Origin of the sequence: Vibrio kagoshimensis, from assembly GCF_050337535.1 — a bacterium.
Taxonomy (GTDB): Bacteria; Pseudomonadota; Gammaproteobacteria; order Enterobacterales; family Vibrionaceae; genus Vibrio; species Vibrio gallaecicus.
In genome coordinates this window covers 44,373-61,198 of the sequence record NZ_JAKJSZ010000025.1, presented here as the reverse complement: position 1 = coordinate 61,198, position 16,826 = coordinate 44,373, and the positions used below count along the sequence as shown (strand labels likewise).

At 43.2% G+C, this 16,826-nt stretch carries 12 protein-coding genes, 1 tRNA gene and 3 rRNA genes; 11 read left to right on the top strand and 5 right to left on the bottom strand.

Annotated elements, in window-relative coordinates:
- The 4 genes from L4C37_RS19940 to L4C37_RS19925 all read left to right on the top strand — a co-directional run.
- Positions 1-315 (top strand): 16S ribosomal RNA (locus tag L4C37_RS19940); the annotation flags it as partial.
- A 354-nt stretch (positions 316-669) separates the two neighbouring features.
- A 23S ribosomal RNA gene (locus L4C37_RS19935) occupies positions 670-3,563 on the top strand.
- Between the two features lie 126 nt (positions 3,564-3,689).
- Positions 3,690-3,805: ribosomal RNA gene (gene rrf / locus L4C37_RS19930) — 5S ribosomal RNA — on the top strand.
- Between the two features lie 68 nt (positions 3,806-3,873).
- A tRNA-Asp gene (locus L4C37_RS19925) sits at positions 3,874-3,950 on the top strand.
- Positions 3,951-4,531: 581 nt separating this feature from the next.
- On the opposite strand, the gene L4C37_RS19920 is transcribed toward L4C37_RS19925, so the two are convergent.
- Genes L4C37_RS19920 through hemC form a run of 4 tightly spaced genes read right to left on the bottom strand, consistent with a single transcriptional unit; the run spans position 4,532 to position 8,654 of the window.
- Entirely contained in the window at positions 4,532-5,713 is a 1,182-nt protein-coding gene (locus L4C37_RS19920; RefSeq protein ID WP_429769617.1) for a heme biosynthesis protein HemY, read from the bottom strand.
- Positions 5,713-6,963 carry a uroporphyrinogen-III C-methyltransferase gene (locus L4C37_RS19915; RefSeq protein ID WP_429769615.1) on the bottom strand — a complete coding sequence of 417 codons (1,251 nt, stop codon included), beginning with the start codon at positions 6,961-6,963 and terminating at the stop codon, positions 5,713-5,715. The genes L4C37_RS19920 and L4C37_RS19915 overlap by 1 nt, the downstream gene beginning before the upstream one ends.
- An 18-nt stretch (positions 6,964-6,981) precedes the next feature.
- The gene (locus L4C37_RS19910; RefSeq protein ID WP_429769613.1) at positions 6,982-7,710 is read right to left on the bottom strand and encodes a uroporphyrinogen-III synthase; all 729 of its coding nucleotides are present in this window, start codon (positions 7,708-7,710) and stop codon (positions 6,982-6,984) included.
- A 2-nt stretch (positions 7,711-7,712) separates the two neighbouring features.
- Entirely contained in the window at positions 7,713-8,654 is a 942-nt protein-coding gene (gene hemC / locus L4C37_RS19905; protein ID WP_137375462.1) for a hydroxymethylbilane synthase, read from the bottom strand.
- Between the two features lie 345 nt (positions 8,655-8,999).
- Between hemC and L4C37_RS19900 the strand changes: the two genes are divergently transcribed.
- Positions 9,000-11,528 carry a class I adenylate cyclase gene (locus L4C37_RS19900; RefSeq protein WP_429769611.1) on the top strand — a complete coding sequence of 843 codons (2,529 nt, stop codon included), beginning with the start codon at positions 9,000-9,002 and terminating at the stop codon, positions 11,526-11,528.
- 104 nt (positions 11,529-11,632) lie between these two features.
- Here the strand turns inward: L4C37_RS19900 and cyaY are convergent, their stop codons facing one another.
- A complete protein-coding gene (gene cyaY, locus L4C37_RS19895) occupies positions 11,633-11,947 on the bottom strand; it encodes an iron donor protein CyaY (protein ID WP_137375464.1) in 315 nt (104 codons plus the stop codon).
- Between the two features lie 75 nt (positions 11,948-12,022).
- Between cyaY and lptM the strand changes: the two genes are divergently transcribed.
- From lptM to yigB, 6 genes are all read left to right on the top strand, one after another.
- A complete protein-coding gene (gene lptM, locus L4C37_RS19890; RefSeq protein WP_408063449.1) occupies positions 12,023-12,139 on the top strand; it encodes an LPS translocon maturation chaperone LptM in 117 nt (38 codons plus the stop codon).
- Between the two features lie 64 nt (positions 12,140-12,203).
- A complete protein-coding gene (lysA, locus tag L4C37_RS19885; protein WP_429769609.1) occupies positions 12,204-13,457 on the top strand; it encodes a diaminopimelate decarboxylase in 1,254 nt (417 codons plus the stop codon).
- A gap of 11 nt (positions 13,458-13,468) precedes the next feature.
- Complete coding sequence (gene dapF, locus L4C37_RS19880; RefSeq protein WP_273296973.1) at positions 13,469-14,299, top strand: diaminopimelate epimerase; 831 nt, start codon at positions 13,469-13,471, stop codon at positions 14,297-14,299.
- 90 nt (positions 14,300-14,389) lie between these two features.
- Positions 14,390-15,094 (top strand): DUF484 family protein, encoded by a 705-nt coding sequence (locus tag L4C37_RS19875; protein ID WP_137375468.1) that lies wholly within the window; start codon positions 14,390-14,392, stop codon positions 15,092-15,094.
- Complete coding sequence (gene xerC / locus L4C37_RS19870; protein ID WP_137375469.1) at positions 15,060-15,992, top strand: tyrosine recombinase XerC; 933 nt, start codon at positions 15,060-15,062, stop codon at positions 15,990-15,992. The genes L4C37_RS19875 and xerC overlap by 35 nt, the downstream gene beginning before the upstream one ends.
- A 14-nt stretch (positions 15,993-16,006) precedes the next feature.
- Positions 16,007-16,723 (top strand): 5-amino-6-(5-phospho-D-ribitylamino)uracil phosphatase YigB, encoded by a 717-nt coding sequence (gene yigB / locus L4C37_RS19865; RefSeq protein WP_429769606.1) that lies wholly within the window; start codon positions 16,007-16,009, stop codon positions 16,721-16,723.
- Positions 16,724-16,826: the final 103 nt, after the last annotated feature.

Below are 16,826 nucleotides of genomic sequence, written 5' to 3'. Positions count from 1 at the left end.
CGTGCTACAATGGCGCATACAGAGGGCAGCAAGCTAGCGATAGTGAGCGAATCCCAAAAAGTGCGTCGTAGTCCGGATTGGAGTCTGCAACTCGACTCCATGAAGTCGGAATCGCTAGTAATCGTGAATCAGAATGTCACGGTGAATACGTTCCCGGGCCTTGTACACACCGCCCGTCACACCATGGGAGTGGGCTGCAAAAGAAGTGGGTAGTTTAACCTTTCGAGGAGGACGCTCACCACTTTGTGGTTCATGACTGGGGTGAAGTCGTAACAAGGTAGCCCTAGGGGAACCTGGGGCTGGATCACCTCCTTATACGAAGATATCGTTGATGAGTACCCACACAGATTGATGGTTTAGATTTAGTTAAAGCCAGAGCTTTAATTAATAACGCGAGTTATTGATTAAAGCTTTTTGCTTTATGCTCTTTAACAATTTGGAAAGCTGACTGATTGATTACTTACGAGTAATTCAATCAAATTTAAAAGTTCTCAATGTTTATCTTTCATTAGATAAACACAACAAACACATTCAAGTGTCTTGTATTCGAATCAAACCTAGTTTGATTCACAATTGAGTCCGGCAAACAGTTATCAAGAATTAACCCTTCTTGATGACAACCAAAAACCTTGGTTAGTTGCCATACACTAAGACCCTTTCGGGTTGTATGGTTAAGTGACTAAGCGTACACGGTGGATGCCTTGGCAGTCAGAGGCGATGAAAGGCGTAATAACTTGCGATAAGCCCAGATTAGGTAGTAATAACCTTTTGAGTCTGGGATTCCTGAATGGGGAAACCCACKTRCATAAGYAMGTATCCTGTTGTGAATACATAGCAACAGGAGGCAAACCGGGGGAACTGAAACATCTAAGTACCCCGAGGAAGAGAAATCAACCGAGATTCCGAAAGTAGCGGCGAGCGAAATTGGATTAGCCCTTAAGCTTTTAATGATGCAGGTGAAGACTCTGGAAAGTGTCGCARCAAAGGGTGATAGCCCCGTAACCGACGCATCATAATCAGTGAAATCGAGTAGGGCGGGACACGTGATATCCTGTCTGAATATGGGGGGACCATCCTCCAAGGCTAAATACTACTGACTGACCGATAGTGAACCAGTACCGTGAGGGAAAGGCGAAAAGAACCCCTGTGAGGGGAGTGAAATAGAACCTGAAACCGTGTACGTACAAGCAGTAGGAGCACCTTCGTGGTGTGACTGCGTACCTTTTGTATAATGGGTCAGCGACTTAATTTTAGTAGCAAGGTTAACCGTTTAGGGGAGCCGTAGGGAAACCGAGTCTTAACTGGGCGTACAGTTGCTAGGATTAGACCCGAAACCAGGTGATCTAGCCATGGGCAGGTTGAAGGTTGAGTAACATCAACTGGAGGACCGAACCGACTAATGTTGAAAAATTAGCGGATGACTTGTGGCTAGGGGTGAAAGGCCAATCAAACCTGGAGATAGCTGGTTCTCCCCGAAAGCTATTTAGGTAGCGCCTCGGACGAATACTACTGGGGGTAGAGCACTGTTAAGGCTAGGGGGTCATCCCGACTTACCAACCCTTTGCAAACTCCGAATACCAGTAAGTACTATCCGGGAGACACACGGCGGGTGCTAACGTCCGTCGTGGAGAGGGAAACAACCCAGACCGCCAGCTAAGGTCCCAAAGTATAGCTAAGTGGGAAACGATGTGGGAAGGCTCAGACAGCCAGGATGTTGGCTTAGAAGCAGCCATCATTTAAAGAAAGCGTAATAGCTCACTGGTCGAGTCGGCCTGCGCGGAAGATGTAACGGGGCTAAGCTATACACCGAAGCTGCGGCTACGTACCTTAGGGTATGTGGGGTAGGGGAGCGTTCTGTAAGCCGTTGAAGGTGGTCTGTAAGGGCTGCTGGAGGTATCAGAAGTGCGAATGCTGACATGAGTAACGATAAAGGGAGTGAAAAACTCCCTCGCCGGAAGACCAAGGGTTCCTGTCCAACGTTAATCGGGGCAGGGTAAGTCGACTCCTAAGGCGAGGCCGAAAGGCGTAGTCGATGGGAAACAGGTTAATATTCCTGTACTTCTTATAATTGCGATGGGGGGACGGAGAAGGCTAGGTGAGCCTGGCGACGGTTGTCCAGGTCCAAGTACGTAGGCGGAAAGTTTAGGTAAATCCGGACTTTCATTAACGCTGAGATACGATGTCGAGCTACTACGGTAGTGAAGTCATTGATGCCATACTTCCAGGAAAAGCCTCTAAGCTTCAGATTATAAGAAATCGTACCCCAAACCGACACAGGTGGTCGGGTAGAGAATACCAAGGCGCTTGAGAGAACTCGGGTGAAGGAACTAGGCAAAATGGTACCGTAACTTCGGGAGAAGGTACGCTCTTATCAGTGAAGTCCCTTGCGGATGGAGCAGACGAGAGTCGCAGATACCAGGTGGCTGCAACTGTTTATTAAAAACACAGCACTGTGCAAAATCGTAAGATGACGTATACGGTGTGACGCCTGCCCGGTGCCGGAAGGTTAATTGATGGGGTTAGACTTCGGTCGAAGCTCTTGATCGAAGCCCCGGTAAACGGCGGCCGTAACTATAACGGTCCTAAGGTAGCGAAATTCCTTGTCGGGTAAGTTCCGACCTGCACGAATGGCGTAATGATGGCCACGCTGTCTCCACCCGAGACTCAGTGAAATTGAAATCGCTGTGAAGATGCAGTGTACCCGCGGCTAGACGGAAAGACCCCGTGAACCTTTACTACAGCTTGGCACTGAACATTGACCCTACATGTGTAGGATAGGTGGGAGACTATGAAATTGCGTCGCTAGATGTGATGGAGTCGTCCTTGAAATACCACCCTTGTATGCTTGATGTTCTAACGTYGGTCCCTGAATCGGGATTACGGACAGTGCCTGGTGGGTAGTTTGACTGGGGCGGTCTCCTCCCAAAGAGTAACGGAGGAGCACGAAGGTGGGCTAAACACGGTTGGACATCGTGTGGTTAGTGCAATGGCATAAGCCCGCTTGACTGCGAGAATGACAATTCGAGCAGGTGCGAAAGCAGGTCATAGTGATCCGGTGGTTCTGAATGGAAGGGCCATCGCTCAACGGATAAAAGGTACTCCGGGGATAACAGGCTGATACCGCCCAAGAGTTCATATCGACGGCGGTGTTTGGCACCTCGATGTCGGCTCATCACATCCTGGGGCTGAAGTCGGTCCCAAGGGTATGGCTGTTCGCCATTTAAAGTGGTACGCGAGCTGGGTTTAGAACGTCGTGAGACAGTTCGGTCCCTATCTGCCGTGGGCGTTGGAAAATTGAAAGGGGCTGCTCCTAGTACGAGAGGACCGGAGTGGACGAACCTCTGGTGTTCGGGTTGTCATGCCAATGGCATTGCCCGGTAGCTAAGTTCGGAATCGATAAGCGCTGAAAGCATCTAAGCGCGAAGCGAGCCTTGAGATGAGTTTTCCCTGACGCTTTAAGCGTCCTTAAGGGTTGTCGTAGACTACGACGTTGATAGGCAGGGTGTGTAAGTGCTGCGAGGCATTGAGCTAACCTGTACTAATTGCCCGTGAGGCTTAACCATACAACACCCAAGGGGTTTTGTGGACTCAATAGAAATAYCAGACCTTGAATGAGTTTGAAGAGAACGAAACAGCTTTCCAGATTATTTTGCCTTCAGTTTTTAAACTGGAAGTAAAAGCAAAATTTGCTTGGCGACCATAGCATTGTGGACCCACCTGATCCCATGCCGAACTCAGAAGTGAAACACAATAGCGCCGATGGTAGTGTGGGGCTTCCCCATGTGAGAGTAGGACATCGCCAGGCTTTAAATTATAATCTTTAGGTTGACCAACCTGGAGATATGGACGCTCACTTAGTGAGTTGACCACTGCGGAGTGGTAGTTCAGTTGGTTAGAATACCGGCCTGTCACGCCGGGGGTCGCGGGTTCGAGTCCCGTCCACTCCGCCACTATTTGAAAAGCCCTAGTCTTACGACTAGGGCTTTTTTACGTTCGGAGTTCAGTAAATCGTGCTCAGTAGGTAAAAAGCCCCTACGAATACCCATTACGGTGAACGAATCAATAGCCATAGTTTATTGGAATACTCTGACTTATCTATCCTCGTTAATGCCTTAAATAAATGCAAAAACCTCTTTTACGACCTTCTCATTAAGCACATTTCCCCAATCTGGTATCTCTTCATTTATTACCATAGTGAACGCAATCTATAGCTTAGCTTCTGTCTCTAATCACTGACTCATCGCGTTATATATTTTAGATGGCTTAACTTGTAATGCTTCCTAGTAAGGTATTACCATGTCAATTGTCATCACGGCAGGAGCAGCAAATGTTGTGTAGTAGCTTCCATCTTGGCTTGGATTTAATTCGTTAGCGTAGGTGAAGTTTGCCATTACTAAATTAACTAGCAGAATGATTGGTTAAGGTATTTGAATACTCAGATCAGTTCACGAACTCACATGAACATTTAGCGAATTGTAGGTATGAAAAAGCCGACGTGTAAACGTCGGCTTGATGATTACAGCTTGGCTGTTTAAGCTGGTTGTATCAGCTCAAGTGCTTTACGAGATACCTCGTGAGCCGCTTTGGTTAAGTTCTGCTTCTCTAGTGCATCTGATAAGTAACCGTAATCAGAAACATCTGCACGAATCTCCAGTGCCTTCTCAAGGTGATTCTGCGCCTCATTCCACTTCTCTTCGCGTAAATAAAATTGAGCCAGTGCGCTATGAGCTCCTGCATTGTTAGCTTCTTTCTTCAGGGTATTTTGTAACATCACGACTACAGGGTGATGATCAGGTAAGTTCATCTCTGGTAATAGAGCGTACAAAGCAGGAATATCAGACTTCTTCAGGCTTTCCTTTATTACAGTAAATGCTTCGGAATCCGCTTTACGAGCAATCAGCTGTTTTACAAAGCAAGCGATCAGATGGTCGCTTTGTTTTTGCTTCTTAGGCAGCTTATCCCAATGGCTGATTAACCCTTCACTTCCTTGCTGCTGAGCTATTTCCGATAACAAGCCACATTGAGCTTTTTGGTTGAGTTCAGCATGTTCTTCATTTGTTAGCTGATTTTGCTTCACGAGCTTAGGAGCTAAATCAATAAGAGGCTGCCAGAGGTTCAACTTAATGTACGTTGTTTTAAGTAAGTTAAGAACGACAGGATTATTAGGGAAACTGCTTTTTAGTGTTGAAAGCGTATCAAATGCGAGCTCAAAGTTAGCCTCAGCAATTTGTTGTTTTGCTCTAGTTAGCTCGACCGCTAGCAAGGAATCGTCTTGCTGACTCGCGAGAGAGAGGTAGTGATCTCGCTTGCTATTGTTACCTTGACCATGAGCCGCTTCAGATGCGACTAGATAGCATAGTAGCGGCATATCATGGTGGTTGGCCCAGCGAGTAACTTTCTTCTCAGCTGCTTTCCAGTCACCCTCAATTAATTTAATAATACCTTCATTTGTATAGCGTCTTGAACGTTTTAGTTTTCTTACGCTAAACCAATTCCAAGTGGTTGTGCTTGCATAAACAGCTTTCTTTAATAAGTACTCTAAGCCAAAGAGCGCTGCTAATAGCGCAATTATGAAGATCACCATAGTAGTGACGCTCATTTCTATCGTTTGATTAGCGATAGAGATTAAGACATAACCTTGCTGACCAGAAAATTGAGTGCCAGCAAATAAACCAGCCCCAAGAACTAGAAAAAGAAAAATCCAACGAATCATTATTTCTCCTCCGAAGTCATGGTTGTTACTTCACGGCGTAAACGTTCACGAATAACATTTGAAAGGTCTTTCTGTGATTCAAGTTTAACCGGGTATTTAACCGAAATATTTTGCTTACTTAATTGGTTAAGCGTCTTTTCGAACTCTATAACCGCGTGATCATTTTGATTTAGATACGCCGTAGACCACTCATTAGCTGTAGCTAGAGCGGTTGAATAGATGTCACCCTGCTCTTTATAGACAGCGCGAATAGCCGTTTCTAATTTACCTTTTATATTTTCACGTAAGTAAAAGTGTTGTTCAGGCGAAAGTAGAGGGATTACATTGCCTTCCCGGCTGCGGAAAGTAATAAAGTTTTCAGAGAAATCCTTCATTGATGTCATTAAGTTACTTTGCCAATCATTGATATCTTGTGATACTGCTTGTTTAGCTTCTTCTTGAGCATCTGGAAGAATCGCGTTTGCTAGTGGCAACTCATCAATTTGTTGTTGAAGGCTAGTAATTCGAAGTACTAAGCCATCCCTATCAATAAGTGGGATGGTGCGTAATTTAGTGATGTCGTTAGCCATTGATTGGCGAAGGGTAACTAAGCTTGGGTCATTTAATGCTGCGATACGTTGGTCGGCACTTTCCATTAGCTTTGTTGCGCTTACAGCATCATGCTCTAAGAATAATTTGCGTCCTGCGAGCTTTACTAAGTAATCGGCTTCAGCAAGTAACCAATCATTTGGTCTACGTCCTTTTACATCTGCAACAGCAACTTGAAGACTTTCGATACTTTTTTGCTGTTGAGACAAAACAACCTGACTTTTTTCTACAGTGACTGATGCTTGTTGAATCGTTTCTTGCTTTGTCTTTTCTAATTCTTGAGTCAGAGATGACTGAGTAGTTTTTAGCTGATTCTGTAATGCTGTAATTTGTTCAGCTTGAAGGCTATTTTGTTTCTGCATTTGGAAAGCAATACCACCACTAAATATGATTGAGATTGCTATTGCGATAGCACCGAGTTTCACACCTCGCTTACCTTGCTTTTCTGCTTTCTCAATTTGCTCTGAATCTTGTGGCTTTTGGCTCTTTGGTGTTGATGTACTATCAACTTTAGTTTCTTCTGTTGTTTCAGATGGAGAGGGCTCTACAACATTTTCAGCAGAATTTTTTTCTGATGAATCTGTAGAACTTTCCTTTACTGTTTCTGAAGCTTCGCTCTTTTGTTCAGGGACAATTTGGTCATTATTTTTTTTGCTTGTCATACTGATTTCCTATTCTAGCTATGGCTGGAGAGCAGCCAGTAATATTTGATTAGTTGCGCTTAAAGTATTTTCGACTTTAGAGAAGCCTAATTGTTGAGCTCGATTAGCAATGCGTTGGCTGGGTACGAATAAATGGCAACCTTGCAGCCAATGAAAGTCATCGTCAGGAGTTATGGACACTAAATACTCCAACTGCTCTTGACTAGTGATGACTATTTTTGAAATACCACATTGAATCCAGTCTTTAAAAATATTGTGATCAGTTATTGGAATATATTCTCGATGATAAGTCTCACTATAAGTGACGGTCGCTCCTCTGCTGAGAAGTGAGTCTCTTATTAGTTCTCGACCTCCATTTCCTCTAAGGATGGTAATTCGTTTACCTTCGATATCTTGAAGTTCTTTGAGTTGGAGAAGATGTTCACTATCACTGACTTCTGGATAGTTTACGGGTTGCTCGCAAAGTTTGCTTAAAATCTGTGCGGTTTTTTGACCAACGGCAAGATATATAGGGTGTAGAGGCCATATATCAGCAGATAAGGAGAGTATATTATGTGCGGAAGTTGCCGCATGTTGACTGACTGCGATGATTAGATCGCTTGTTTTTAACTGGAGGTGAAAATTATCTACTTTCTGATTATCAGCAATACGAATAAGCGGATGATGGATCGCCTGGATACCTTCATCCGCTAATTGTTGGCAAAGTGCTTGCCCTTGTTTCCCTGGGCGCGTTACCAACACCGTCATGATTAATCGTGATCTGCGTAAAGTTTAGTTAGAATCTCTTTTGCGCCATCATCGAGTAATTGGTTCGCCAGTGTAACACCTAAAGATTCAGCATCTTTACGCGAACCACGGATTTCACCTCGAACGATTTTTGAACCGTCAGGCTCTCCAACTAGTGCTCGTAGCCAAATATCGTCTTCACCTTCAAGTAAAGAATAGCTACCAATTGGAACCTGACAGCCACCTTCTAAAGTAAGGTTCATTGCTCGCTCGCATAGTACGCGGTCTGCAGTGTCTGTATCGTTTAGTGGTTCTAGTAGCTTGATTAAGCGTTCGTCGTCTAAGCGACATTCAATGCCAACAGCACCTTGACCAACAGCAGGAAGTGACTGCTCTGGCTCAATAAAGCTGCGAATACGTTCTTCTAGCTCTAAACGTTTCAAACCTGCAGCAGCTAAAACGATAGCATCAAACTGACCGTCATCCAGCTTACCTAAGCGAGTTCCTACGTTACCACGCAGTTCTTTGATGATTAGGTCTGGGCGTGCTTCAAGTAACTGACATTGACGACGTAAACTGCAAGTTCCGACAGTTGCGCCTTGCGGAAGTTCATCGATGTTGTTGTAGGTATTTGATACAAAAGCATCACGTGGGTCTTCACGCTCACAAATGGTGACAAGCCCTAAGCCTTCAGGAAAGTCGACAGGCACATCTTTCATTGAGTGTACGGCTAAATCGGCTCTGCCTTCTAGCATGGCTACTTCCAGCTCTTTTACGAAAAGCCCTTTACCACCAACTTTAGCTAATGGTGTATCAAGAATGATGTCGCCTTTGGTCACCATAGTGACTAACTCAACCTCTAAACCAGGGTGAGCGGCTTGAAGCGCGTCTCTTACATAGTAAGCTTGCCAAAGGGCTAGCGGGCTTTTTCTGGTTGCAATGCGGATAGGTGCTGAATTTGTCATGGTGTGTCCGGTATGAGTTCTTTGATAGCCTAATCCTACCATTGTGAAGTGAAAATTCTTACTGTTTGATCGATGCTGACTTTGATAGATATATGATTTGCAGAAGTTCACCAAAATAGTGTGATTGGTATCTCATTTGAAACATGGGCTATTATTAGAAATAGAGAATTAAGAGGACACTACGAGGTTGTGAAATCTCATTCTTTATGGTGAAAAGGCTCGTTATCATGAGGGTTCCTTTGCTTTACCGATAAGCTTAAAAGTGTTAGATTGATCACGTTTTGTTGCTGTTTTTGATTGGTAACTAAACAGAAAGTGTATTTACTCTCAAACCAAGGACTTACCTTGCAGGCTTACATTCAGACTTTAATTCAACGATTGGATAATCTAAATCAACAATGCATTGATCGTGCGTTGGCATTGATGGATTTACAAAGTCAGCGTGTATTCAATTTGATACCAGCACTTTTCCACTTCAACCACCCGATGATTCCTGGTTACTACGACCAAACAGTTCCTTTTGGAATTCACAACTTCGAATTAAATGAATTCCAAAAGCAATTTGTAGAAGATGCGGAACTGACGTTAGGCGGAAAGCTAAATACTACTAGTCAGCCTGAAATTCTCGGTCTTTATACCATGGGTAGTACGTCTTCTATTGGTCAAAGCACATCGAGTGATTTAGACATTTGGGTGTGCGTCTCTCCTACGATGGACAGCGCGACTCGCGACAGTCTAACCAATAAATGTCTCTTGATTACCGATTGGGCTCAAACCCAAGGTGTTGAAGCCAATTTCTTTTTGATGGATGAAGAGCGTTTTCGTTCAAATTATTCAGAGGAAATGACGGGCGATAATTGTGGGTCTTCGCAACACTTACTCCTTTTAGATGAATTCTATCGCTCAGCTGTACGTTTAGCTGGCCAGCGTTTGCTATGGCAAATTATTCCGCCTGAAATGGAAGAGTGTTACGACGAATACGTTCAAGATCTCTGTAGTAACAATTACATCGATTGTTCACAGTGGATAGACTTTGGAAAGCTCAATCAAATTCCAGCTGAAGAGTACTTTGGTTCGAACTTATGGCAGTTGTATAAAAGTATCGACTCTCCGTACAAGTCTGTATTGAAAGCAATTTTATTAGAAGCTTATTCTTGGGAGTACCCACAAACTCAATTACTGAGTATTGATACTAAGCGTCGTTTTTTTGCTGATGAACCGGATCTGTATGGTATGGATACTTATTATCTCATGCTAGAAAAGGTGACTCGTTACCTAGAAAGAATTAATGATCACACTCGTTTAGATTTGGTACGACGTTGTTTCTATTTAAAGACTCATGAAAAACTATCACGTGAAGCTGGTATTGGTTCGGTACCTTGGCGCAGAGAAGCGTTGATTGAAATGACGCGCTCTTGGAATTGGGATTCTGAAACTATTATTGAGCTTGATGACCGAAGAAATTGGAAAGTGGAACAAGTTAAAGTGGTGCACCATGCATTGCTTGATGCATTAATGTTGAGCTATCGTAACTTGATTCAGTTTGCACGTCGTAATGACATCACTTCTGCTATTAGTCCCCAAGATATCAGTATTCTTGCACGTAAGCTTTATGCGGCTTTTGAAGTTCTGCCTGGTAAAGTGACCTTACTTAATCCGCAAATATCACCAGACTTACACGAATCAGATTTAAGCTTTATTGAAGTTCGCCAAGGGCAAGCGAACAAAGCGGGCTGGTATTTGTATAAGCAGCCTTTGATTGCTCATCGTATTCTAGGGCAACCATCTTTAGAGCATCATGAGTATTTAAGTAAACTCGTGGCTTGGTCTTTCTTTAATGGGCTTATTACTGAGTCAACACGTCTTCATTCTGTTGTACGTGATGCTCAAATTGATATCGATAAGTTTTATCAAATGGTGAGTGACTTACGTAATACGTTCTCACTGCGTAAACGTCGTCCAAGCATGCAAGCCTTAGCTAGCCCGTGTGAAATAAGCCAACTGGCGATGTTTATTAACTTTGAGAATGATCCTACGTCAGAGCTAAGTGGTCGTTCGCTCAAAGTTGATTTGAAAAATGCTGATATTTTCTGTTTTGGTGAAGAAGGTAAAAGCTTAGTCGGAAGTGTTGATTTGGTTTATCGAAATTCTTGGCATGAAGTGCGTACGCTTCATTTCCAAGGTGAAACCGCAATGTTGGATGCTTTGAAGACGGTGCTTGGAAAAATGCACCAAGATGCTTTACCACCAGAATCCGTAGATGTTTTTTGTTACAGCAAAAATTTACGCGGTGTGATGCGTAATATGGTGTACCAGCTATTAGCAGAATGTATCGATTTACGTTTGAAGCCGATCGAGCAAGAAAAACGTCGTCGTTTTAAAGCGATCCGCTTAGCGAACCAAATGTTTGGTTTGTTCTTTGAGCGTCGTGGTGTATCGGTCCAGAAGCTTGAAAACTCAGTGGATTTTTATCGCAGTATTTCATCGAATAAGCTAAAAGGCTCTCCGCTGCTCATGCTAGATAAAGAGCAAGAATATCAGCTTCCTGACGTGGTTGATGGTTTTGCTAGTGAAGGATTAATTCAGTTCTTCTTCGAAGATACGGAAAAAGGCTTCAATATCTACGTGTTGGATGAATCTAATCAGGTTGAGGTATATCACCAATTTAGTGGCGAAAAAGATGAGATGATCGCGAGTGTTAACTCTTTCTATACGTCGGTAAAAGATGAATCGAAGATGTCATCTAAGTTGATTAATTTCAACTTACCTCAGTATTACCAGATTGTTCATCCAGAAGAAGGCAACTCTTATGTTGTGCCTTACCGTAATGATAATCAGGTGTGCTCACGAGCATCAAAAATCGTTAACGCGTAAATAAACTAAATTTTTCAATAAAAAAGGAGTGAATCAATCACTCCTTTTTTGTTTTTATAGTTTAGGTTTTTTAAGGCTTAGATTTAATGCACGGTCTTCCAGGTTTACACCCAGTCAATATCTTCGCCCGCATGCTTAACGCACTCTTCCTTCACCATCTCAAAAAGCTCCATCCCTGTTTTTGAACACGTCCATTTATCTTCAATAAGTTTGAAGTGGAAGCCTCCAGAACGAGACGCTAACCAAATTTCGTGCATCGGCTCTTGGCGGTTAATGATGATCTGGCTGCGGTCTTCAAATTCCAGCGTCATCACGTTACCTGTCACTTCGTAATCCACATCTGCCTCTGATTCATCGATAGCTTCTTCGATGTTTTGCATCTGTATATCGACCAGCTGATGAAATTCAGTATCGTTCATCCTTTCTATCCTATTGCTTTTCTTGAGTGTGGTGCGATTATAGGGGGCATTGAGTTAATAATCACGATATGCAAAATGAAAAAGTTAATTACAGCTCTGTTTATGGTGTCCGTTATCGGTCTTTCTGGGTGTGGTCAAACGGGAGCGTTATATCTTCCTGATGAACCGCAGCAAAGCGAACCATCGCAATAAATGCCTAATCGCAACAAGTGAATAAACGCAACAACAGCAATCGTATTTATAAGGGATAAGAATTTTGGATTACTTTAACTATCAGGATGATGGTCAGCTTTGGGCTGAGAACGTCGCACTTTCACAATTAGCCGAGCAATATGGCACACCTTTGTACGTATATTCACGTGCAACGCTAGAGCGCCATTGGAATGCTTTTGACTCTTCAGTTGGAGAACATCCTCATCTTGTTTGTTATGCAGTAAAAGCAAATTCAAACTTAGGTGTGTTGAATACTCTTGCTCGTCTTGGTTCTGGCTTTGATATTGTTTCAGGTGGTGAACTTGAGCGTGTTATTGCAGCCGGCGGCGAAGCGTCAAAAATTGTTTTCTCAGGTGTCGGTAAAACCGAGGCAGAAATGAAGCGAGCACTTGAATTAAACATTAAGTGTTTCAACGTTGAGTCTGAGCCTGAATTAGAGCGTCTAAATAAAGTTGCGGGTGAATTAGGTGTGAAAGCGCCGATTTCTTTACGTATTAATCCAGATGTAGATGCAAAAACTCACCCTTATATTTCAACAGGTCTGCGTGATAATAAATTTGGTATTGCTTTTGACCGTGCACCTGCTGTTTATCAGTTTGCACAAAGCTTAGGTAACCTTGATATCCAAGGTATTGATTGCCACATCGGCTCGCAATTAACCGATATTGAACCTTTCATTGATGCAACAGATCGCCTGCTAGCATTAATTGATCAGCTACGAGACAGCGGTATTACGATTAAGCACCTTGATGTGGGTGGTGGTTTAGGCGTGGTTTATCGCGATGAATTGCCTCCTCAGCCATCTGATTACGCGAAAGCATTATTGGCTCGTTTAGATAATCATTCTGACTTAGAGCTGATTTTTGAGCCTGGAAGAGCGATTGCGGCGAACGCTGGTGTATTATTGACAAAAGTTGAGTTTCTAAAGCCAACAGAGCATAAAAACTTCGCGATCATTGATGCGGCCATGAACGACTTAATGCGCCCTGCATTATACCAAGCATGGCAAGATATCGTGCCTGTTAGCCCTCGTGAAGGTGAAGTAGTGACTTACGATTTAGTGGGTCCAATTTGTGAAACTGGCGATTTCTTGGGTAAAGACCGTGATTTGGTTCTTGAGCAAGGTGATCTATTAGCGGTTCGTTCTGCTGGTGCTTATGGCTTTGCGATGTCATCTAACTACAACACTCGTTCTCGAGCGGCAGAAGTGATGGTTGATGGCGAGAAAGCTCATTTGGTTCGTCAGCGTGAAGAGCTTGCGAGCTTATGGGAACTTGAAAACATTCTTCCGGAGTAATTTGAAGCGTTATGCATTTCCATTTTTCTAAAATGCATGGTTTGGGTAATGATTTCATGGTCGTAGACTGTATTACCCAAAACATTTTCTTTTCCCCTGATTTGATCCGTCGCTTGGCGGATCGTCATACAGGGGTTGGTTTCGATCAGCTGCTTGTTGTTGAAGCACCTTATGATCCTGAAACTGATTTCCATTATCGAATTTTCAATGCAGACGGCAGTGAAGTGGAGCAATGTGGCAATGGTGCACGTTGTTTTGCTCGTTTCGTTCGCATGAAAGGTTTAACGAATAAATACAGCATCAATGTCAGCACCAAAAAAGGCAAGATGGTACTGAAAATTGAAGAGAATGACCAAATCACTGTGAATATGGGCATTCCAGAGTTCGAGCCAAATAAAATTCCTTTCAAAGCAAAACAAACAGAAAAGACCTACATTCTTCGTACCGAATCTCACACTTTGTTTTGTGGTGCAGTAAGCATGGGTAACCCTCATGTTGTGACTGTGGTGGATGATGTTGATACTGCTGATGTTGATACGTTAGGTCCTCTTTTGGAGTCTCATGAACGCTTCCCTGAGCGAGTAAACGCTGGTTTCATGCAAGTACTTAATCGCAATGAAGTTCGCTTACGTGTTTATGAGCGTGGCGCTGGTGAAACTCAAGCTTGCGGAAGTGGTGCATGTGGCGCTGTTGCTGTGGGGATCTTACAAGGTCTACTTGATGAAGACGTAAAAGTCTCTCTACCTGGCGGTAATTTGCATATTAGCTGGCAAGGTCCTGGTAAACCTCTGTATATGACAGGTCCTGCTACACATGTGTTTGACGGTCAACTTTCTTGCTAGCTTCCAAATAAGCTAGCATTTATGTGACTCATTTGTATCAATAAGCCAACGACGAAAATAAGTTGGTATTAATAAAATAAAGGAAAAGTTGTGTCTTACGTAGAAGCTGACGCACTAACGGCAGAAGTGGTCGCCGAATATTTACGTGATAACCCTGATTTCTTTCAGCAGCGTAAAGAGTTGGTTGATCACCTCGCGATTAATAATGTTGAGCAAGGTGCCGTTTCATTAGTTGAAATTCAACTGAAAAGGCAGCGTCAGCGAATTGAGGACCTAGAAGAAGAAATTACTAGCCTGATGTCTTTAGCGGCGAGTAATGACAAAACTTTCTATGAATTCATGACACTACAAGACCAGATCTTGAAATGCTCCGATTTTGTTGAAGTGATTACGGCTGTCGAGAAAAAAGCTGTAGAGTTAGGGCTAAAAGCCTATATTCGCTTACTTTCTCAAGATTCAGGCTATTATCATTTAAGTAAGACGGGATATTCTCGCTTCTCTACTAACCATCTAAATGGTAAAGAAGCGTATCTTGGTCGTTTGAGAAAAGCGGATAGAAGTGATCTCTTTGATGAGATAGCGGTACCCGAATTGGGCTCTTATGTTGTATTACCGCTTGTTAAGCAAAGCCAGTTAGGTTTTTTAGCTTTCTCAAGTGAAGATGGTGGTCACTTTCAGCCTTATATGGATACGCTTTTCTTGCGTCACTTAGCCCTTGTTGTGGCTCATTTAGCCGCGACACTACCTTGGCAGAAACTTGATGAGCAACCAGCCCAAAATACCTCTTCCATCTAGCCTACAAAAGCCTCTTGAGCGCTTCTATGAATATCTAAGAAGTGAAAAGGGGCTCAGTTTACACACCCAACGCAATTACAAACAGCAATTAGAAACAATGGCATTCCATTTGGTGGATCTTGGTTTAAAAAGCTGGGACCAAGTAGATGCGGCTTGGGTGCGCCAATTGGCAAGTAAAGGTATGAGAGAAGGAATGAAAGCGAGCAGCTTAGCAACTCGCTTATCATCGTTACGCAGTTTTTTTGATTTCCTTGTATTACGCGGTGAGATGTCTGCTAACCCTGCGAAAGGCGTATCAGCACCTCGTAAACAGCGTCCACTACCGAAAAACTTAGATGTCGATGAAGTAGGACAGTTACTGGAAGTGAACGAAGATGACCCTTTGTCTATTCGTGATCGCGCTATGATGGAAGTTATGTATGGAGCTGGCTTACGTTTAGCAGAACTTGTTGGTATCAATATGAAAGATGTATTGAGCAGGCAAGGTGAGATTCGAGTTATTGGTAAAGGGGACAAAGAGCGCAAAGCACCCTTTTCAGGGCTAGCAAAAGAGTGGGTTGATAAGTGGCTGAGAGTTCGAAATGAATTAGCCCACCCGAGTGAGAAGGCTCTGTTTGTTTCTAAATTAGGAACACGAATTTCGCATCGTAGTGTGCAAAAAAGAATGGAAGAGTGGGGTAAGAAACAAGCTGTTGCTAGCCATATAAGCCCACACAAATTACGTCACTCTTTTGCAACACATGTGCTGGAATCTAGCCAAAACTTAAGGGCAGTACAAGAGCTACTAGGGCATGAGAATATCTCTACGACTCAAGTGTACACTCATTTGGATTTTCAACATTTAGCTCAAGCTTATGATCAAGCTCACCCGCGAGCTCGTAAGAAAAATAAAGAATAACGAGGTTTATTAGAATGCATGTGTACCGAGGCATTACTCCCATTAAAGCGATGACGTTCGATTTGGATGATACGCTTTATGACAACTGGCCTGTCATTATGAAGGTTGAGCGTGAGATGGTGCTTTGGTTACATCAACATCATCCTGTATCAGCTTCTATCAGTCTCGAACGTTGGCAACAAGTTAAACAAGACGCTGCGATCAAAAACCCCATGCTCAAGCACGATGTTACTTTATGGCGTCAAACCCAAATTGAGCAAGGTTTGCTTATGCTGGGGTATGAGCGATCTAAAGCTCAACATGCCGCACAAGAAGGCATTGCTCATGCGTTATGGTTACGTAACCAAGTTGATGTACCGCAAGAGACTCATCGTGTTTTGGCTAAGTTAAGCCAGAAAATGCCTTTAGTGGCTATAACGAATGGCAACGTGGATCCTCACAAAATTGGTTTAGGATCTTATTTCCAATTGATACTTAGAGCCGGTCCAGATGGACGAGCAAAGCCACATCCAGATATGTTTGACCGAGCTCAACAATTCTTAAACGTGAACCCTGCCGAAATATTACATGTTGGTGACCACCCAATTACGGATGTTTTAGGTGCAAAACGAAATGGTTATCAAGCTTGCTGGTTTAATGACCAAGGTAAAACGCCTTACCACACGTCAAAAATGCGAGCGTTACCTGATTTAGAAATCACCCAAATCAGTGATTTACTGATATTAATATAAAACATTCAGATTGCTTAATAATTCGCATTTATAAGACTGAGTTGATACATTGGTGATTAATTAGGAATCACCTAAAGGGTCACCACAGCATTAAAGATTAGAA